This is a genomic window from Pseudoalteromonas luteoviolacea DSM 6061, from assembly GCF_001625655.1.
GTDB lineage: Bacteria > Pseudomonadota > Gammaproteobacteria > Enterobacterales > Alteromonadaceae > Pseudoalteromonas > Pseudoalteromonas luteoviolacea.
This window is the reverse complement of the sequence record NZ_AUYB01000085.1, coordinates 38,953-58,571: the sequence shown is the minus strand read 5'-3', so window position 1 is coordinate 58,571 and position 19,619 is coordinate 38,953. Positions and strand designations below refer to the sequence as shown.

The 19,619-nt window shown below is 44.2% G+C and carries 16 protein-coding genes; 7 read left to right on the top strand and 9 right to left on the bottom strand.

What is annotated here, in order from left to right; genetic code table 11:
* Positions 1–23: 23 nt before the first annotated feature.
* Positions 24–1,136, bottom strand: a complete 1,113-nt coding sequence (locus tag N475_RS05650; RefSeq protein ID WP_063356051.1) for a LysM peptidoglycan-binding domain-containing protein — start codon at positions 1,134–1,136, stop codon at positions 24–26.
* A 116-nt stretch (positions 1,137–1,252) separates the two neighbouring features.
* On the opposite strand from N475_RS05650, the gene def reads away from it, so the two are divergent.
* Genes def through trkA form a run of 4 tightly spaced genes read left to right on the top strand, consistent with a single transcriptional unit; the run spans position 1,253 to position 5,415 of the window.
* On the top strand, positions 1,253–1,762 hold the full coding sequence (gene def, locus N475_RS05645; RefSeq protein ID WP_063364820.1) for a peptide deformylase: 510 nt from the start codon (positions 1,253–1,255) through the stop codon (positions 1,760–1,762).
* Positions 1,763–1,792: 30 nt separating this feature from the next.
* Positions 1,793–2,737 (top strand): methionyl-tRNA formyltransferase, encoded by a 945-nt coding sequence (gene fmt, locus N475_RS05640; protein WP_063356049.1) that lies wholly within the window; start codon positions 1,793–1,795, stop codon positions 2,735–2,737.
* Entirely contained in the window at positions 2,737–4,020 is a 1,284-nt protein-coding gene (gene rsmB / locus N475_RS05635; RefSeq protein ID WP_063356048.1) for a 16S rRNA (cytosine(967)-C(5))-methyltransferase RsmB, read from the top strand. Before fmt ends, rsmB begins: the two co-directional genes overlap by 1 nt.
* Positions 4,021–4,038: 18 nt before the next feature.
* A complete protein-coding gene (trkA, locus tag N475_RS05630; protein ID WP_063356047.1) occupies positions 4,039–5,415 on the top strand; it encodes a Trk system potassium transporter TrkA in 1,377 nt (458 codons plus the stop codon).
* 53 nt (positions 5,416–5,468) lie between these two features.
* Here the strand turns inward: trkA and N475_RS05625 are convergent, their stop codons facing one another.
* The 5 genes from N475_RS05625 to N475_RS05605 all read right to left on the bottom strand — a co-directional run bounded on the left by N475_RS05625 (position 5,469) and on the right by N475_RS05605 (position 11,949).
* Positions 5,469–6,146 (bottom strand): flagellar brake domain-containing protein, encoded by a 678-nt coding sequence (locus N475_RS05625; RefSeq protein ID WP_063356046.1) that lies wholly within the window; start codon positions 6,144–6,146, stop codon positions 5,469–5,471.
* A 232-nt stretch (positions 6,147–6,378) separates the two neighbouring features.
* Positions 6,379–7,830: a TrkH family potassium uptake protein gene (locus N475_RS05620; protein WP_063356045.1), complete on the bottom strand. Its 1,452-nt coding sequence runs from the start codon at positions 7,828–7,830 to the stop codon at positions 6,379–6,381.
* 83 nt (positions 7,831–7,913) lie between these two features.
* A complete protein-coding gene (locus N475_RS05615; RefSeq protein WP_063364819.1) occupies positions 7,914–8,528 on the bottom strand; it encodes a YigZ family protein in 615 nt (204 codons plus the stop codon).
* 85 nt (positions 8,529–8,613) lie between these two features.
* Positions 8,614–9,936: a Xaa-Pro dipeptidase gene (gene pepQ / locus N475_RS05610; protein WP_063364818.1), complete on the bottom strand. Its 1,323-nt coding sequence runs from the start codon at positions 9,934–9,936 to the stop codon at positions 8,614–8,616.
* Positions 9,937–10,038: 102 nt separating this feature from the next.
* A complete protein-coding gene (locus N475_RS05605; protein WP_063356042.1) occupies positions 10,039–11,949 on the bottom strand; it encodes a transglycosylase SLT domain-containing protein in 1,911 nt (636 codons plus the stop codon).
* Between the two features lie 348 nt (positions 11,950–12,297).
* On the opposite strand from N475_RS05605, the gene fadB reads away from it, so the two are divergent.
* The 3 genes from fadB to tusA all read left to right on the top strand — a co-directional run bounded on the left by fadB (position 12,298) and on the right by tusA (position 16,058).
* Positions 12,298–14,460 carry a fatty acid oxidation complex subunit alpha FadB gene (gene fadB / locus N475_RS05600; RefSeq protein WP_063364817.1) on the top strand — a complete coding sequence of 721 codons (2,163 nt, stop codon included), beginning with the start codon at positions 12,298–12,300 and terminating at the stop codon, positions 14,458–14,460.
* A gap of 1 nt (position 14,461) precedes the next feature.
* Complete coding sequence (gene fadA / locus N475_RS05595) at positions 14,462–15,628, top strand: acetyl-CoA C-acyltransferase FadA (protein WP_063356040.1); 1,167 nt, start codon at positions 14,462–14,464, stop codon at positions 15,626–15,628.
* A 190-nt stretch (positions 15,629–15,818) separates the two neighbouring features.
* Entirely contained in the window at positions 15,819–16,058 is a 240-nt protein-coding gene (gene tusA / locus N475_RS05590; RefSeq protein ID WP_063356039.1) for a sulfurtransferase TusA, read from the top strand.
* Positions 16,059–16,097: 39 nt separating this feature from the next.
* On the opposite strand, the gene N475_RS05585 is transcribed toward tusA, so the two are convergent.
* The 3 genes from N475_RS05585 to glyQ all read right to left on the bottom strand — a co-directional run bounded on the left by N475_RS05585 (position 16,098) and on the right by glyQ (position 19,585).
* Positions 16,098–16,547: an early set domain-containing protein gene (locus N475_RS05585; RefSeq protein WP_063356038.1), complete on the bottom strand. Its 450-nt coding sequence runs from the start codon at positions 16,545–16,547 to the stop codon at positions 16,098–16,100.
* A gap of 66 nt (positions 16,548–16,613) precedes the next feature.
* The gene (glyS, locus tag N475_RS05580; protein WP_063356037.1) at positions 16,614–18,683 is read right to left on the bottom strand and encodes a glycine--tRNA ligase subunit beta; all 2,070 of its coding nucleotides are present in this window, start codon (positions 18,681–18,683) and stop codon (positions 16,614–16,616) included.
* Positions 18,684–18,685: 2 nt separating this feature from the next.
* Positions 18,686–19,585, bottom strand: a complete 900-nt coding sequence (glyQ, locus tag N475_RS05575) for a glycine--tRNA ligase subunit alpha (RefSeq protein ID WP_063356036.1) — start codon at positions 19,583–19,585, stop codon at positions 18,686–18,688.
* Positions 19,586–19,619: the final 34 nt, after the last annotated feature.

Here is a 19,619-nt window from a genome sequence, read left to right as displayed (position 1 = left end):
CCCTCCTTGAGCATCAAATGTACTTAGTTTGTGACGCTGTCCCCCACTCTAATAGGATGGGTCGTCTTAGTAACCATCGCATAGCTAATGTTGTCGTAGACTTTAAATAACATTAGCTCACCCACTTTTTCACTGGGCATATGCCATACCGTACTATCTTCGCTATTTTCTTCACCAAATAAGGAACCGATATCCCCAATCAGCTTGTCTAAACTGCTTGAGTCTTCGATGTACCTTGGACCATCTTCGTTTTCAATCACCGTAGGAGACTGACGTAATATATTTAATACGCTTCCCTCTACTAACTTTTGACTACTGCCAAGGTTTAGCACTACCACAGACATTGCACCAAATTCTGTATGGCGATTAGCACTGGCAATGATTTTGCCATCAATAGCGATGTTTGGCTTGCTCATCTTAAATGCCGCTTTATGATCTTGCCCTTGCGCGATTGGCATCACAAAGTCGCCAGCCTTAATCTCTTGTTTGACATCAACTACCCTTAGGGTGCTGGGTACACCATCCGCAATATCACCGCCTTTAACAGCACGACCAATGCCTACCAGTTTGGTTTCATATGCAAGTGTTGTAAACCCATCTTTGTAAGGGTTGCCAAGTCGATAAAGACCATAAGTACTCCCTTGCAACAAGTCTCCTTTCACATACAGAAGATGCCCAGCAATACTCATTTTAAAGTTTTTGTTCGACCCCAGTACAATCGGTACGTCACTCAAGTCATCTTTACTCAATGCCTGGTCAAATTTTAAATAAGGCTCCAAAACCGATAGTGGTAATGTTGGGATTGCGGCTCCTTTTGCAGAAATAATACGAACTTGTGGGGATAATTTTCTTACCCCTTTGTCAATTCGTAGCACCGGATTGCCATTTTCATCTACACCAAGCGAAAGAATGTCACCTGGGTAAATCAGGTGGGGATTGTTTATCTGGGGGTTATTTTGCCATAACTCAGGCCACTTCCATGGACTACGTAAATACAAGCTCGAAATATCCCAGAGCGTGTCCCCTTTTTTGACAACATAGCGCTTGGGTGCATCTGCTTTTACCGTTAACGTGTCTGCAATGGCAGGTAGGACGGCAGCAGCAGCGATGAATAAGGCGGCAATTTGAGATTTCATGCATGCTTCCTTGAGTTATTTTTAGATATTATCCACCAAAACCTGTTAAAGGGGAACGTGAATGGCTAAAATAAGAGCATACATTACCCCATTTAGAAAGACTGTAAAAGGTATCTATGGCAAAGTTAGAAGTGCTTAAGTTTCCTGATGAGCGTTTGCGTACCGTTGCAAAGCCCGTTGAAGAAGTAAATGATGAAATCCGTCAAATCGTTAAAGACATGCTAGAAACAATGTATGACGAAAATGGTGTTGGCCTCGCCGCAACTCAGGTAAATATTCATCAACGTATTGTGGTGATCGATGTCTCGGAAGAGCGTAATGAGCCATATGTATTGATCAACCCTGAAATCGTTGCCAATGAAGGCAATATGGTATGCGAAGAAGGTTGTCTGTCAGTGCCTTATTCATATGCAAAAGTAGATCGCGCTGAGAAAGTGACGGTTAAAGCACTTAATGAACACGGTGAAGAGTATCAATTCGAAGCGCAAGAGCTGCTTTCTAACTGTGTTCAACACGAATTAGACCACTTAGTTGGCAAGCTATTTATTGATTATTTGTCGCCTCTCAAGCGTCAACGCATCAAAAAGAAAATTGAAAAAGAAGCCCGCCTAGCGGCTAAAGCATAGTCAGACATAATTTAATTGGACAGTTTATTAGTGAATAACCCACTGCGTATTGTATTTGCGGGCACGCCTGATTTTGCCGCGCGACATCTCCAAGCATTAATCGACTCACATCACGAAGTCGTTGCTGTATATAGCACACCAGACAAACCTGCTGGTCGTGGTAAGAAACTAAAAGCCAGTGAGGTGAAAACCTTGGCTTTAGAACACGATCTACCCGTTGTGCAGCCAGCCTCATTAAAAAATGATGAGGCAGCGGCGCAACTAGCGGCATTCGACGCAGATGTAATGGTCGTTGTTGCTTACGGGCTGCTATTGCCAAAAGCAATTTTAGAGACGCCTAAACTGGGCTGCCTCAATGTTCATGGTTCAATATTACCTCGTTGGCGCGGTGCTGCGCCAATCCAACGTTCAATCTGGGCGGGTGACAGCGAAACGGGTGTTACTATCATGCAGATGGACGAAGGATTAGATACAGGAGATATGCTACATATTGCAACCTGTCCAATTGATAATAAAGAAACCAGCGCCAGCCTATATGCTAAGTTAGCAGAGCTGGGGCCAAGCGCACTAGTCGAAACACTTGATAAACTAGCTGCTGGTGAAATCACTCCAGAAAAGCAAGATGATGCCCTGTCTAATTATGCTAAAAAGCTTTCCAAGCAAGAAGCTGAAATTGACTGGCAAATGAGTGCTGAACAAATCGAACGTAACATTCGCGCATTCAACCCATGGCCAATGTGCTTCACCCAAATGCAATCGCAAACAGTGAAAATTTGGCACGCAGAAGTTGTTGCGCAAACAGGTGAGCCAGGCACAGTCATCGACGCTTCCAAACAAGGGATCATTATTGCCTGCGGAGAAAATGCACTGCAAATCACAGAACTACAACCCCAAGGTAAAAAGCCCATGACGGCACAAGACTTTTTAAATGGCCGTGCTGATTGGGTAACACCGGGCAATAAGGTGGGCGCATAATGGCAAATGTACGCGCGCTGGCGGCGCAAACATTATTTCAAGTTGTGGATAAAGGAAACTCACTGACCGCGCAGCTTCCCTATGCTAGCCAGCAACTGCCACCTAAAGACCGTGCTCTACTGCAGCAAATGTGTTACGGCGTTCTGCGTTATTTACCCAGTCTTGAGCACTATTGCCAAAATTTATTGGACCAGCCTCTTCGTGGTAAACGACGCGTTTTTCAGTTCTTGTTGTATGTAGGTATCTACCAATTACAACATATGCGCGTACCAGCACACGCTGCAGTTGCAGAAACAGTAAACGCCTTAAACCCGCTGCGTGCACCAGGAATGAAAAGCCTCGTCAATGCAGTCTTACGCAACTTTCAGCGCCAACAAACTGAGTTGGAAGCAAGCGCCAATGCAATTTTGGTATGCCAATACAATCATCCGAGTTGGTTTATTAAAAAACTGCAAGCTGCCTACCCACAAGATTGGCAAACTATCTTAGAGTCGAACCAGCAACAGGCCCCCATGTGGTTACGTGTGAATCAACAACAAGGTTCCACAGCGGCTTACTCTGCAAAACTAGATAAAGCGAGTATTGCCCACAGTTTGAATAGCGAGATTGAAGACGGCATATTGCTTACTCGTCCAGTCGATGTAAAAGAATTGCCTGATTTCGAACAAGGCGCAAGCTCTGTTCAGGATGCCGCGGCGCAAATGGCTGGCAGACTGCTGGCCCCGCAAGATGGCGATAACATCCTTGACGCGTGCGCTGCGCCGGGAGGTAAAACCTGTCATATTTTAGAACTTGCTGATGCAAAGGTCACAGCGCTAGATGCTGATGCCAAAAGACTAGAACGCGTAACCGACAATCTAAACCGTCTCTCTTTACATGCCGATTGCGTACACGGTTTGGCTGATCAGCCAGACGATTGGTGGCAAGGCGAACAATTTGATCGTATTCTGTTGGACGTACCTTGTTCTGCAACTGGAGTGATACGCCGACACCCAGATATAAAGTGGTTACGAAGGGCTGCTGATATTGACGAACTGGCGACATTGCAGGCCAAGATTTTAGACAATATCTGGCCATTGTTAAAAACTGGCGGTACGTTAGTGTACGCCACTTGTTCAGTGCTTCCGGATGAAAATCATGAGCAGATTAAAGCCTTTTTAGCGCGTACAGACAATGCTCAGCATATTCCACTGCACGAGAAAGACAACGCCGAACAACCCGGTTTGCAATTATTGCCAGGTACCACGGATGGCTTCTATTACGCCAAGTTGCAAAAACAATAAAAACTGTAAGTTTGAGCTATGAAAATCATTATTTTAGGTGCCGGACAAGTTGGTGGCACACTCGCTGAAAACCTCGTCGGTGAACAAAACGAAATCACCGTCGTTGATATCGATGGAGAGCGCCTTCGCGAATTGCAAGACAAGTACGACTTACAAGGCGTGAATGGGCACAGTGCTCACCCAGAGGTATTAAGGCAAGCAGGTGCTGAAGATGCCGATATGATCATCGCAGTTACCAGCTCAGATGAAGTGAACATGATCGCATGTCAGGTTGCCTATAGTATTTTCAATACGCCGACTAAGATTGCTCGGATCCGCTCCGAGCAATACCTAGATTATCGAGAAAAGCTATTTCATAACGATGATTTACCAGTAGATCACTACATTGCCCCAGAACAACTGGTCACCAAATATATCCGCCGCTTAATTGACTACCCAGGTGCACTGCAAGTACTGCAATTTGCTGATGGTATGCTGTCATTGGTAGCTGTAAAAGCCTATTATGGTGGTCTATTAGTAGGTTATGCTCTATCGGCTTTAAAAGAGCATATTCCGAATGTTGACACACGCGTAGCGGCCATTTACCGTCAAGGTAAAGCCATAAAACCGCTTGGTACCACCGTGATTGAAGCAGATGATGAGGTTTTCTTTATTGCTGCGACAAAACATATTCGCGCAGTCATGAATGAACTTCAAAAGCTTGAGCAATCATACAAAAAAATAATGATTGCAGGCGGAGGCAATATTGGAGCGGGGCTCGCTCGTTCGCTTGAAAAGAACCACAGTGTAAAACTGATTGAGCGTAACCTCGGCCGGGCGTCTCAGTTGTCTGAAATGCTTGATAACACTGTCGTATTTTGTGGCGATGCCTCTGATCAAGAGTTATTATCCGAAGAACATATCGAGCAAGTTGATGTCTTTATCGCTGTGACTAATGATGATGAAGCCAACATTATGGCGGCCATGCTCGCAAAACGCATGGGCGCACAAAAAACGATGGTGCTCATTCAGCGTAGTGCCTATGTGGATTTGGTACAAGGTGGTGAAATAGATATCGCTATATCTCCACAACAAGCCACTATTTCTGCACTGTTGACCCATGTTAGACGAGGCGACATCGTCAACGTATATTCATTGCGTAAGGGTGCAGCAGAAGCGATTGAAGCAGTTGCCCATGGTGACGAAAATACGTCAAAGGTGGTGGGAAGAGCTATTCGCGATATCAAGCTCCCACATGGTACAACCATAGGCGCAATTGTTCGCGATTCCGAAGTACTAATTGCTCACGACCACACCGTCATCGAATCTGGCGATCATGTCATTATGTTTTTAATTGATAAAAAACAAATAGGCGTAGTTGAAAAGCTATTCCAAGTCAGTGCTTTATTTGTCTAATTCGCTCCCAATCAGGCATGTTTGATAACAAACATGCCGCCTCTATACCAATTTTACTCGTGATTGAGTGCAGAGATATCAATTAAGTAATCTTTTAAAATTGCCTGCACTTCTTTGTCTTGACTTTCTAGGTGTATCCCCAATGAGATGATGTCTTCATGGCTTTCTTTGACGCGGCACACAGTGCCAGTCAGCACCGCTTTTTGAGACTCTTTACCTTCAATTAAGATTTCACAGGTCAACTCTTTTAACTCTTCAGGTAGGTGTGTTCTTTGCACATCAAACATTAAGCCCGCCAGTGAAATATCTTTTATCACCCCAACTTCACTCTTACCCTCAACACTCAACACCGCGGGTATTAAAGTTGGGATACGTGTTTGTGCACGCAATTTATAGGTTTGTACTTCATTCGGGTAATAGAGGTAAATTAAGCGGGCTGGGTGTGTGGTGACCGCTTTGATGGTTTCTTTGAATGCGATAATTTGTCCATCAGCCTCCTCAGGTAGAGCGCGAACAATAACCTCTGTGCCCTCTTTGACATAGTCAAGTGCAGCTCCCAAGCGCTGATGACTAGGCTGATTGAGAATAATAAACTGGTTTTCTAATGCACCCACAAACTCTGTTTTGATACGCTTACGATTCGCTGGCAATACGATTTCCATATCAACAATACTACCCGCTTGCATTTGTAGCACCTGCAAACGGTTTTCTGCCAACTCACTTTTAGTCATGATAAAAGCCCTTTACTTATTTAGTCTTAATTTTAGCAGCATGGCAAAATTTTATGACGCCATAATTTAACTACCGTCCTTTTATCGTCCAAAAGAACAAAAACTTTAATAATTTCAGATAACTAAGAAATAGTAGTGATGAAAAAAGCCGATGCCATGCTTTGTTATGAGAAGGTTTTTTTAGCCCCATCCATGGGGCTAAATCCGCGTTAATCTTTTGAAAATTAGCAGATTAACCACGCCAGAAGGTAGGGGTAAAGAGAACGAGTAAAGTAAATATTTCCAAACGACCAAAAACCATGGCCAATGTAAGTATCCATTTTGCAGTATCGCTGATATCACCATAATGGGCAGCCACATCACCCAAACCAGGACCCAGGTTATTTAAACAAGCAGCTGTTGCAGAGAACGCTGTAATGTTATCTAGACCAGTACCAAGCAAAGCAATCATGATAATTACAAATACCAATGCATAGGCTGAGAAGAACCCCCATACAGCTTCAACTACTTTATCAGGTAATGCTTTGCGGCCAAGTTTGATGGAATATATTGCCCTTGGGTGTACTAAACGGTTGAGCTCTCGGATCCCTTGTAAATACAGCAAGAATACACGCACCACTTTCATGCCTCCTCCCGTGGAGCCAGCACACCCGCCTATAAAGCTAGAAAATATTAACAGTATTGGCAAAAATAAGGGCCATGCCGAAAAGCTATCTGTCGCAAAGCCCGCTGTGGTACTAATTGATACGGCTTGAAACAACGCATGATCAAGCGTTTCGTCGCCATCGCTATAAACTTGATTTGAAGACAATACTGCAAAACATATAACCACCAGCGCCAATTGGATAAACAGGAAAACTTTAAACTCGGGATCCCGCAGATACGCTCGTACACTGCGACTAGCAACAGCTGCATAATGAAGTGAAAAGTTGATTGCGGCTATCAACAAAAATACCACGCAAATAAAGTTGATCATGGGGCTGTCGAAATGACCAATTGAGGCATCGTAGGTGGAGAATCCACCGATTGCTATTGTCGCAAAAGCATGACAAATTGCATCAAACCAGCCCATACCAGCAACCTTATATGCGGCTGTACAAGCGGCGGTGAGCGCAACATAAATGTACCAAAGGTGCTTTGCAGTATCAGCAATGCGCGGCGTCATTTTTGAGTCTTTAACAGGCCCCGGCGTTTCTGCTCGGTATAACTGCATGCCACCGACGCCTAGCATAGGTAGTACAGCGACGGCCAAAACAATGATACCCATACCGCCAAGCCACTGTAGTTGCTGGCGATAGAATAAAACCGATTTAGGCAAATACTCTATCCCAGTTAACACCGTAGCACCTGTCGTAGTTAGACCGGAGAAAGCTTCAAATACGGCATCTGCAAAGGATAAGTTCGGTTCGTCTAAGAATATGAGGGGCACTGATGCAAAAGAGCCCAGTACCAGCCAAAAAAGAACCACAATTAAGAAGCCTTCTCTGGCTTTGAGTTCGCCTCGCTCCTTGCGGTTGGGGTAATAGGCCATAAGACCAATGAGTACACTGAAAATAAAAGCAAGTACAAATGGTACACCACCACCATCTTTGTATATCAAAGATACAATCGCGGGTGGCACCATAGTAATGCTAAACAGCGCAACAAGTTGGCCGAGAATTTTTATGATGGTACGAAATTGCATAACGCAGATCGCTTGTTGTTATGATTAGTTTTGATTGTCTAATACCCTCAGGCGTTAGTAAACCACGTAACATGTGAAATCAATCACTTTTGTATTTTAAATGACACACTACCATGGGTTAAATCATAGATAGACTGAATCGCGGTCTCCGCCTCTCTTGCATCAATCTCTATTTGCCAGCCAACGGTTGCAGCAAAAGTATGCTTAATGCCGAGTACTTGATAAAGACTTGCAAGATGCTGCTCAATGACTCCTTGTAACGCATAGTCAGAATCTCCAAACAAAATAACAGATGGCACTTTGAGCGCCGTTGGCAGCTCTCTCAACGCATTATTTAAAGTTCCACCATATGCGCGTACTAGACCACCAGTACCCAGTTTTATGCCACCAAAGTAGCGTGTTGTCACAGCTGTGACCTCACCAATGCCCGAACCCATTAAAACATTGAGCATGGGTTTGCCAGCGGTCCCATTTGGCTCCCCATCATCAGAGAAACCCAAGACGTGACTCCCACCAGGCGCTCCCGCAACATGCGCCCAGCAATTGTGTCTAGCATCAGGAAACTCTTCATTGATACTGCTAATAAATGCCTTCGCCTCCTCCAATGTTGGCGTATGAGCAATATGTACAATGAAGGTGCTTTTCTTTATTTCTTCGTGATAACGAATTGTTTCACTGGGGATATTATATTCTGACATACACTACATAGTTGTGAAAAAAGGAGCCCTTTGAGACTCCTTTTATGGTTTTAATCGATATGACTTTAATCGCGCAATACACGAATTAGTCGAGATTGAAATCTCGCGTCATATTTTCAAGGCGATCCTCGTGGACGATGATGTTATCTTCAATACGAATACCACCGTACGGTTTAAACTGCGCAACTTTGTCCCAGTTTACATGCTTCCCGTGATCGGTTTTCGCCAAATCTGCCAGTAATGAATCAATAAAATAAAGCCCTGGCTCAATTGTAAACACTTGGCCAGCTTCAATTTTTCTTGTACAACGAAGGAATGGATGACCCTCTGGTGGCGCTTGGTGTGTCCCTTGTTCATCAGCCATGAATCCACCCATATCATGTACTTGCAATCCAATATGGTGACCAAGGCCATGCGGGAAGAACGTAGATGAAATACCTTTTTCTACAATCTCGTCAGCGCCTAAGTTGACCACTTTGAAATCCGCTAAAATTTGTGCCATACGGCGGTGGCAATCAATATGTAACTCACCATACAATTTACCCGGCTCAAGCGCTTTACCGAGAGCAATTTGATGGGCATTTAAAGAATCCAGCATTTCTGCAAATTCACCCTGCTTGGCAAAATCATACGTACGGGTAATATCTGAGGCGTAGCCATTGAAGTTAGCACCGGCATCAATTAAAAATGATAAATGCTGACTTGGCGCTTGGCGTTCAAAGTGCGTGTAGTGCAAAATCGCACAATGCTGGTTCAGCGCAACGATATTGCCATATGGCGTGTCGTTTTCCATATGTGCAGTCGCATTTAAATAAGCTTGTTGAATCGAAAACTCTGAACCACCAGCATAAAACTCATCTCGCGCCGCTTTATGGCCCAACACTGCAATGCGGTTTGCTTCACGCATACACGCCATTTCGTACTGAGTCTTATATGCACGATGAAAATGTAAGAAGTTCATGACTGGCTCAGGATTCATTTGACCAAAGCCAAGTGCCTGTGCAACTTCAAGATATTCCCCAACGTAGGCAAACTTCTCTTTGTCGTACGGTAGTAGCTTTTCGACTTGCTCTGGCTGCACCAGTAACGTGATATCAAAATAATCAGCCCAAAAATCATTCGGCTCATCAGGTACTTTGTGCCAAAAATCTATTGGACGATAGAAAATTAGTTTTGGTTTATCGACACCATTCACCACCAGCCAACAGTGCGGGTTGTCAATCACTGGCAACCAAGCTTTAAACTGCGGATTAACTTTAAACGGATAATACATGTCATCCAAAAACTGGCGTTTTGCTTGACCAGAGTGAATAACCAAACCATCTAAACCTTCTCGTTCTACAATGGTTTTTGTGCGCGCTTGAAGCGTGGTGATATGCTCTGCATACAAGTTGGCTAATGTGTCCACGGTGTACCCATATTAATTTAATTTTTATAGTCACTGAGTCTAACATAGCACCGTCCTAAAAACGATGCCATGCAGTCGACCCTGCATTGTGAAAAACCGCAACTAGCGTTTGGGTTTGCCACCTATACTCATATCCAAGATCCCTGCCAACACATTCCCTTCTCGCCCTAATTTAGTGTGGTAAACCTGCCGGTATGCCATTACATTTTTTACGTAGTCACGGGTTTCACGGTACGGAATTAATTCTATCCATAATTCAGCAGGCATGGCTTCGCTTGGTACCCAACGTTTTACACGATGATAGCCCGCGTTATAAGACGCCGTTGCAAGAATCTCATTACCACGAGTTTTGCGTTTCAAATACTCCAAATAGTCCGTACCCAAACGGATATTTGTTGCCGGTTTCATTAACTGTTGTTTTGTCACTCGTTTTTTAGCGACATATTTAGCTGTACTCGGAAGGAGTTGCATTAATCCATATGCATCTGCGGTTGAACGGGCATCCGGTGCAAAGCTACTCTCTCTTCTGGCAACTGCATAACTCCATGCCAAGTCAACTCGGTTTCGCTCACTGTAGCGTTCGAATAAAGTATCAAATGCCATAGGAAAGCGCAGATCAACGTAGTTCCACGCCTTGATCTGCGCAAGGGTATAAATGGTGCTGTCATACCAGTCAAGTTCAGCAGCTAATAAAGAAGCCGCAAGCTTTTCTTCTGTACTCGAGGTATTGGTCAAGTAGTTCCACTCTCGCCTTGCCTGAGTAAACCGGTCTAACTCGTATAATGCTTTCGCTCTTTTAAACCCCGGAGCTTGTGAGACTGTTTGCAATGTGTGATCTGCCACATCCAACTCTTTGGCGTTCATTGCTGGTGGTAAGTCCAAACGTGCCGCCGCTAGGAAGCCATAATAATCTCGCTTTAACGCAAGGTTTTGCCAAAGAGCTGTGGCTTTCGCATTATCACCCCGCTTAAAATAGCTGTACCCTAACCAGTAAGTTTGCCCATTGCTGAGGTTTTGCATACCCGTAAATAAAGCAGCAATGCCAGCCCAATCCTGCTCTTTGAGCATATTACTCATTAACCACTGACGAAGCTTGACGTCCTGTTTTTCTACTGGCACTTTGTTCAACCAAAAGCGTGCCTGTTCATGGCCTTTTGACGCCAACGCCAGAGCAAACCGATAGGCCACACTGTCCTTTTGCGCCTGACTAAAATCAAACATCCCTTGTAGCTTATCCCATGCGCGCAAAGCTAACTTTGGATCTCGCCAAATTAGCCTGCGAACACCATAAACCGCGATTTCGCTTTCTTTCAATGTGCGTTTTTTATAGCGATACAATCCCGCAGCAGCACTTGGATCTCTGCGCACAGCTACATACAAGTCAGCCAAATAGGCCTCATTTCTAGGCAACAATGTTTTGAGATATTTGACCAAAGACGTTTGCCCGTCCTGTGCGGCTTTAGTGATACGCTGCCAAATTAACTCTTGGGAACGATAGCCGGCTTTTTGCCACGCTGAAAACAACTTATCACACGCTTTAGGTTGAGACTTTCCAACCACCCAAAGCGGTGCTACTTGATCCAAGATGGCCTTTTGCGGTGCGCCCAAGTCCAGTTGAAATTGTAAGTAGCTACATTTCAAATCGGCATTATTTGTTTCTTGATAGTGCTCTATAAAAAGTGCTTTTTTACCGCGACGTTTAAGGTAATTTAACCAGCTTTTTCTTACTGGCCAGTCTAGAGGGGTGTGATCATACACAGACAAAAACTGTGCAATATCATCTTGATATTTTAATTTTGGATGACGTTTATAAAATGTCATTTCCACATAGGGTTTGAGCGGGTGATCTAAAGAGACCAGAGACTGCTTGAACTTGGCATGATTGCCAGACCAAGCAACACGCTCAGCAGTGAGAAAATCTTGATGTGCCTTTTGCGCGTATGAGTTCACACTCACAATAGAAAAACAGGCGCAAATACTACTGGCAACAAGACCAGAGAACCATAATTTCATAACGACCTATACTTTACATAAATGCGTTGTATATCAATGCGCTGAGAGAGATAAAAATAAAAAACTAAACATAGACTCAGGCATTCTCCTTAACTTTTACGCGCAATGCGCGACGGGTATATATCTTTCAACATACCTCTTCACAAAGTTATGCATGATTAAAGGTTTAAATAAACTGAATGCGCTAACCATAAGACACCTTAGTTCAATCCATGCACTTAGCCACCTTATCATCCCGATTCTTGGTTTTCAGTAAATCTGCGGTAAATTTTTCATTGCAATTTTCATTCAAAGAAGCCACACTGGATGAAATGACAACTCATCGTACCAGTGTCACGGAGAACCAGTATGTTAATCAAACGCGAGTCCTTTGTTGTTGAATTTTGCAAAGGCAATATCGCTGAGTTTAAGTTTTGTACGCCAGGCTCGGTCAACAAGCTATCTCAGCAAACCCTACAAGACTGTGCTCAAGCACTAGCCGAATTAAGTGCACGAGATGATGTAAAAGGCCTTATTTTTACCAGTGATAAAGACCACTTTATTGTCGGTGCTGATATCTTCGAATTCTTACCCACGTTCAATAGACCTGAGCAAGAGCTTGTAGGTTGGATCAAAGATGCCACTGACGTCTTTGACGCGATTGAAGACTTACCATTCCCAACACTTTCTGCAATCAACGGTCTTGCACTTGGCGGTGGATGTGAGTGGGTACTTGCTACCGATTATCGTATAGCTACACCAAATGCAAAAATCGGCTTACCTGAAGTTAAGCTGGGGATCATGCCAGGTTTTGGCGGTACTGTGAGACTACCTCGTGTCATCGGTGCCGACAATGCAATGACGTGGATTACCACAGGTAAAGAAAACCGCGCTGCTGACGCATTCAAAGTAGGTGCTGTTGATGCCGTCGTAGAAGCCGACAAACTACGTGATGCGGCAATTAAAACACTAGAACAAGCTATTGATGGCAAGCTGGATTGGCAGGCTAAAAGACAAATTAAACTTAGTCCACTGAAAATGAACCGTGTTGAGCAAGGCATGAGCTTTGCGATGGCCGAGGGTATGGTAATGGCCAAAACAAAAGGTCATTACCCAGCCCCAGTTATGGCTGTAAAAACCATCAAAGCAGCAGCCAATCACACGCGCGCAGAAGCAATGGCAATTGAAAATGCAAACTTTGCTAAACTAGCGAAAACGGCAGAAGCAGCTGCCCAGACAGGTATTTTCCTAGCAGATCAATACATCAAAGGCGTTGCTAAGAAACAGGCAAAGCTCAACCAAAATGAGATCAAACAAGCAGCTGTGCTCGGTGCTGGCATTATGGGTGGTGGCATCGCTTATCAATCTGCCTATAAAGGCACGCCAATTGTCATGAAGGACATCAATCAAGCAGCCCTTGATTTAGGCATGAACGAAGCAGCCACTATCTTAGGTAAGAAAGTTAAGCGCGGGCATATGGCCACCGATAAAATGGTTGCAACACTTGGTAAGATTAAGCCAACACTTAATGACCGTGATTTAGAAAACTCAGACATAATTGTAGAAGCAGTCGTTGAAAATCCACAAGTTAAAAAGTCTGTTCTTGCTGAGCTCGAAAAACAATTGCCAACCGGTACTGTAATAACTTCAAACACTTCGACCATTCGTATTGATGAATTGGCATCCGCGCTAAGCAACCCTGAGCACTTCTGCGGCATGCACTTTTTTAACCCAGTGCCAAAAATGCCACTGGTTGAAATTATTCGTGGTGAGAAGACTTCAGATGAGACCATTGCCGCAGTTGTCGACTACGCACTAAAACTCGGTAAGTCACCCATTGTTGTAAATGATTGTCCTGGGTTCTTTGTGAATCGTGTCCTTTTCCCTTACTTTGCTGGCTTTAGCAAACTAGTAGTCGAGGGCGCGGACTTTACGCAAATCGATAAAGTCATGGAAAATGTTTTTGGCTGGCCGATGGGCCCCGCTTATCTGCTAGATGTTGTCGGCATAGATACTGCAAACCATTGTACCGGCGTCATGGCTGATGGGTTCCCTACACGTATGGCTCGTCAAGAAAAAGACCCGGTGGCATTGCTTGCAAACGCGCAGCGTTTTGGTCAGAAAAATCAGAAAGGTTTCTACCAATACGCACCAGATCGCAAAGGCCGTCTGAAGAAGTCAAAAGATACACAATCCGTTGAACTACTTAGCCAAATTTGTGATGACAATAAGCAGTTTGATAAACAGACAATTATCGAACGCTGCATGGTTCCGATGATTAACGAAGTTTTATTATGCCTGCAAGAAGGTATCGTCGCTTCCCCACAAGAAGCCGACATGGCACTCATTTACGGTATCGGCTTCCCACCATTTAGAGGGGGTGCTTTCCGTTACTTAGATCAAATCGGTTTGAGCGAGTTTGTCGCCATGGCCGACAAGTATGCTGACTTAGGTGAAATTTACCAAGTATCTAAGCAAACTCGAGCATGGGCAGCTGAAGGTAAAGTGTTCTATCAAGTGGAGGGCCAGTAACATGGAACAAGCAGTTATTGTAGATTGTATTCGTACACCGATGGGTCGCTCCAAAGGCGGTGTATTCAAACATCGTCGTGCAGAGGATTTAAGTGCTCACCTTATGAAGGGCATTCTTGATCGCAACCCTCAGGTTGCCCCCGAATCAATTGATGACATTTATTGGGGCTGTGTACAGCAAACTTTAGAGCAAGGCTTTAACGTCGCGCGTAATGCAGCACTGTTAGCTGGAATTCCTCACTCAGTGCCTGCGGTTACTGTAAACCGCTTATGTGGCTCTTCTATGCAAGCACTCCACGATGCGGCTCGCGCTATTATGACTGGTGCAGGCGATACCTATTTAATAGGTGGTGTGGAACATATGGGCCACGTACCCATGACTCATGGTGTAGATTTTCACCCAGGGCTATCAACCTCCGTTGCACAAGCCGCAGGTGTAATGGGCCTAACCGCTGAATACCTTGCAAGCTTACACGGTATAGGTCGTGAGCAACAAGATGCTTTTGCTGTGCGTTCACATCAACGCGCGCACGCTGCAAGTATAGAAGGTCGATTTGCAAAAGAGATATTGCCGACAGAAGGCCATGACGAAAATGGCATTCCCGTCCTTGTAGAGCAAGATGAAGTCATTAGACCTGAGACAAGCCTTGAGGGACTAAGCCAACTGCGCCCTGTTTTTAACCCAGCAAGTGGCACCGTAACAGCTGGTACTTCATCGGCGCTTTCTGATGGCGCATCTGCAATGTTAGTCATGAGCGAGGCAAAAGCAAAAGAACTCGGTTTACCTATCCGAGCACGCATTAAATCAATGGCGGTTGCTGGTTGTGATCCTTCAATTATGGGTTATGGACCCGTACCAGCGAGCCAAAAAGCACTTAAGCAAGCAGGGATTAATGTTGAAGACCTTGATGTGGTAGAGCTGAATGAAGCTTTTGCAGCACAATCCTTGCCAGTAATGAAAGATCTTGGTCTGTTAGACGTTGCTGATGAAAAAGTAAATTTAAATGGTGGTGCGATCGCACTAGGTCACCCACTAGGGTGTTCAGGCTCTCGTATCAGCACTTCACTTATTCATATTATGGAAGAAAAAGATGCGAAGTATGGCCTAGCGACTATGTGTATCGGTTTAGGCCAAGGTATTGCTACCGTATTTGAGCGCGTTGAATAACGCCTATTTGTTGTCATAGCCAAATTCAACTTGGTGACCAAGGCAAAGTGACTTTTGGTACTTTGCCTTTTTCTTTACCATGGATTTATTTACTTACACTCTTGCCCCATCATTTATACTTAACCCTCTTTAAATCACTATACTTAGCACGTTAAAATAGCGCCTTTATATTTTTCTCAAGAGTTACTTTATGAGCTTTGATAATACCGACCATACATTGGATGCAATTGGACTGCGCTGCCCAGAACCTGTGATGATGATCAGAGGCATGGTACGTAAAATGAACAATGGTGAAACGCTTTTAATCTTAGCCGATGATCCATCTACAACTCGAGATATTCCCAGTTTTTGCGAATTTATGGATCATACTCTGGTGGCAAAAGAAACGGATGATGTCCCTTATCGCTATCTTTTGAAAAAAGGAAAGTAAGAACCAGACTAGTCCTTTCGACCTTTCCTGAATTAACAATTAGTCTCGTTGCACCAATACAGTTGGATTACGACTGTCTCGATAATCGAGTGTTATTGCATACCAGCCTTTCTTGTCTGGAGCAAAGCTAAAGTAGTTGTAAACCGTATTACAATCAACGGGAAGTGGCTGACCAATTTTAAGTGTACCTTGAAAACGGTACCCACAATTATATCCTTCGCTCCACTTTTCATCTGCGATCTTAAACTCATAGACCTTGCCCGGGCTCATGAACCTGGCGCGAACAAGATAACGACCGTCACCTTGCGGTTGAAGACGATAAATATCTTCTGCATCCCATAAACTGAAGTCACCACGCAAGTACATGGGTCTATCAAGTAACTTGGCACTGCGCTGGATAGAGGTCGATCCTTCAGGTGTGATTTTTGGAGATGCACACCCCGTGATACCTAATACCAGCATGAATGATATAGCAGCAATCTTTTGCATTTCTCTAACCGATCATAAAAATAAAAAAGCCAGCAAAAATTGCTGGCTCAAATCAACGCTAAATTCTTAGTTTTGTAATACTGAGATATCTGCAGTATTCAAGAACAAGCGGCTTAATTGACTAAGCAGTGCGAGACGATTTTGTTTCACTGCTTCATCATCTGCCATAACCATCACATTATCAAAGAAAGTATCTACAACTTCGCGAAGGCTTGCTAGGCGAGTCAAGGCTTGCTGATAATCACCTTGTTCATATACTGGTGCAAGCTCCTCAGTCAGTGCTGCCACCTGTTCAGCCAGCTGTTTTTCAGCCGCTTCAACGAGTAACTCAGATGACACTGCCGCATCACTGGTTACATTGTTTTTCGCCAGTATATTGTTTACACGTTTGTTCGCCGCAGCTAACGCTTCTGCTTCTTCCAATGTACGGAAGTGACTTACAGCCTTCACACGGCGATCAAAATCAACAGGCTGAGTAGGACGACGAGCCAATACAGCTTGAATCACATCAACGCTGATCCCCTCATCTTGATACCAAGCACGGAAACGACCCAACATAAATTCAAACACGTCTTGGGCCACATTGTCATTCGTTAGCTTATCACCAAATAATGACTGCGCTTTAGCTACAATGTCTAGGATGTCTAAAGGTAAGGCCTTTTCAACCATGATACGTAACGCACCGATCGCAGCACGACGCAATGCAAACGGATCCTTATCACCTTTAGGTATTTGACCAATACCGAAAATACCTACAAGTGTGTCAAACTTATCGGCAAGTGCAACAGCAAAACTAATTGGGTTTGACGGTAAGTCATCACCGGCAAAACGCGGCATGTACTGTTCATTTTGTGCTAGTGCAACGTCTTCTGCTTCACCATCGATACGCGCGTAGTGCATACCCATAACACCCTGAACATCCGTGAACTCCATGACCATTTCAGTCATCAAGTCGGTTTTACTGAGCAAGCCTGCGCGCTCAGCTAGACCTTTATCCGCACCTAGCTGTTCAGCAATATAACCAGCTAATGCCGCAATACGCTCTGACTTGTCTTTTAAAGTGCCCAATTGCTTTTGGAATAAAACAGAACCCAAAGATTCTAAACGGCTCTCAAGAGTTTTCTTTTTATCAGTTTCAAAAAAGAACTGCGCATCCGCAAGACGTGGGCGAACCACTTTTTCATTTCCCGAAATTACAACGCTTGGGTCTTTACTTTCAATGTTCGAGACAAACAAAAATTTGTTGATTAGTTCCCCATCATTATTCAGTAGTGGGAAGTATTTCTGATCGTCTTTCATCGTATAGATAAGCGCTTCAGCAGGCACTGATAAAAACTCTTCATCAAAAGAAGCTGTTAGAGTCACAGGCCATTCAACAAGAGACGTTACTTCTTCAAGCAAGTCTTCATCCATAGCAACTTGTGCACCAAGCTTAGTTGCTTCAGCTTCGATTTGTGCGCGGATCTGCGCTTTGCGCGCTTCATAATCAGCAATAACGTAAGCTTGTTTCAAAGTCTCGAAAATATCATCTGCGTGCGCCAGCGTTGTACGAGCTGGGTGGTGGAAACGATGACCTTGCAACTCATTGCTGATTTGCTTTCCGAGCACTTCACCTTTAATTATTTCACTACCAAGTAGTGCTGCAACAGTGTGAACAGGTCGAATAAATTGTGTCTTGTTTGCACCCCAACGCATTGGTTTAGGGATAGGTAACTTTGCAAGCGCTTTTGCAATCACATCTGCTAATAAAGCACTTGCTTGCTGCCCTTGAACAGTTGCTTTGTGAAGTAACCAAGCACCCTTGTCTGTTTCTAATTTATCCGCCTCGCTGACATCAATACCACAACCTCGCGCCCAACCCTGTGCTGCTTTCGTTGGATTTCCATCTGCATCAAATGCAGCTTTGATTGCAGGGCCACGCTTTTCTACAACTTTATCTTGCTGCTGAGTTTCCAAAGCGGCTACTTGTATACCTAAACGACGCGGTGATGCGTACCACTTGATACCTTGGTGAGCAAGTTCAAGGGCCTCTAACTCAGTGACCATGTTGTCAGCAAATGCTTGTGCTAGCTTTCGCAATGCTTTTGGTGGTAACTCTTCAGTACCAATTTCTACGAGTAAATTTTCAGTTGTCATGATCAGTCCTTACAAAGCGGGAAACCAAGTGCTTCACGTGCTTCAAAATATGCTTGTGCACATGCTTTAGACAGCGCGCGTACACGAAGTATGTAACGCTGACGCTCTGTAACAGAGATAGCATGACGCGCATCTAGTAAGTTAAAAGCATGCGATGCTTTCATCACTTGCTCATAAGCAGGAAGAGGTAAGCCTGCTTCTATCAGCTTTTGGCTTTCTTTTTCACATTGGTCAAATTGCGCAAATAACGCATCTACATCCGCATACTCGAAGTTGTAAGTAGACTGTTCGATTTCATTTTGCATAAACACATCACCATAAGTGACACGTCCCATTGGTCCATCCGTCCAGACTAAATCATAAATGCTATCTACACCTTGTATATACATGGCAAGACGCTCTAAACCATAGGTAATTTCGCCAGTTACAGGTGAACATTCAATGCCACCAACTTGCTGGAAGTAGGTAAACTGAGTCACTTCCATGCCATTTAACCAAACTTCCCAGCCAAGGCCCCAAGCTCCAAGAGTGGGTGATTCCCAGTTATCCTCTACAAAGCGTACTTCATGAGTTAATGTATCAATACCTAACGCTTCCAAAGAGCCTAAGTAAAGCTCTTGAATGTTGTCTGGAGAAGGCTTTAACACAACTTGAAATTGATAGTAGTGTTGAAGTCGATTCGGGTTTTCACCATAACGACCATCGGTAGGACGGCGACAAGGTTGAACATACGCGCTCGACATTGGCTCAGGACCAATAGATTTCAAGAAGGTCATCGGGTGGAATGTGCCCGCACCAACTTCCATATCCAGTGGTTGCGCAATTACACAGCCTTGCTGTGCCCAATAGTCCTGTAAAGCCAGGATCAACCCTTGGAAGGTTTTGATATCATATTTTTGCATAGTTGGCTTTTATATTTATTTGGTACATGGGACT

What these genes read in the sequence shown, in the direction of transcription:
- tusA (WP_063356039.1), top strand. Translation starts at nt 15,819, where the DNA reads ATGAGCTTTGATAATACCGACCATACATTGGATGCAATTGGACTGCGC.
- N475_RS05650 (WP_063356051.1), bottom strand. Translation starts at nt 1,136, where the DNA reads ATGAAATCTCAAATTGCCGCCTTATTCATCGCTGCTGCTGCCGTCCTA.
- fadA (WP_063356040.1), top strand. Translation starts at nt 14,462, where the DNA reads ATGGAACAAGCAGTTATTGTAGATTGTATTCGTACACCGATGGGTCGC.
- rsmB (WP_063356048.1), top strand. Translation starts at nt 2,737, where the DNA reads ATGGCAAATGTACGCGCGCTGGCGGCGCAAACATTATTTCAAGTTGTG.
- glyS (WP_063356037.1), bottom strand. Translation starts at nt 18,683, where the DNA reads ATGACAACTGAAAATTTACTCGTAGAAATTGGTACTGAAGAGTTACCA.
- N475_RS05585 (WP_063356038.1), bottom strand. Translation starts at nt 16,547, where the DNA reads ATGCAAAAGATTGCTGCTATATCATTCATGCTGGTATTAGGTATCACG.
- N475_RS05615 (WP_063364819.1), bottom strand. Translation starts at nt 8,528, where the DNA reads ATGTCAGAATATAATATCCCCAGTGAAACAATTCGTTATCACGAAGAA.
- N475_RS05625 (WP_063356046.1), bottom strand. Translation starts at nt 6,146, where the DNA reads ATGACTAAAAGTGAGTTGGCAGAAAACCGTTTGCAGGTGCTACAAATG.
- trkA (WP_063356047.1), top strand. Translation starts at nt 4,039, where the DNA reads ATGAAAATCATTATTTTAGGTGCCGGACAAGTTGGTGGCACACTCGCT.
- N475_RS05605 (WP_063356042.1), bottom strand. Translation starts at nt 11,949, where the DNA reads ATGAAATTATGGTTCTCTGGTCTTGTTGCCAGTAGTATTTGCGCCTGT.
- N475_RS05620 (WP_063356045.1), bottom strand. Translation starts at nt 7,830, where the DNA reads ATGCAATTTCGTACCATCATAAAAATTCTCGGCCAACTTGTTGCGCTG.
- fadB (WP_063364817.1), top strand. Translation starts at nt 12,298, where the DNA reads ATGTTAATCAAACGCGAGTCCTTTGTTGTTGAATTTTGCAAAGGCAAT.
- glyQ (WP_063356036.1), bottom strand. Translation starts at nt 19,585, where the DNA reads ATGCAAAAATATGATATCAAAACCTTCCAAGGGTTGATCCTGGCTTTA.
- def (WP_063364820.1), top strand. Translation starts at nt 1,253, where the DNA reads ATGGCAAAGTTAGAAGTGCTTAAGTTTCCTGATGAGCGTTTGCGTACC.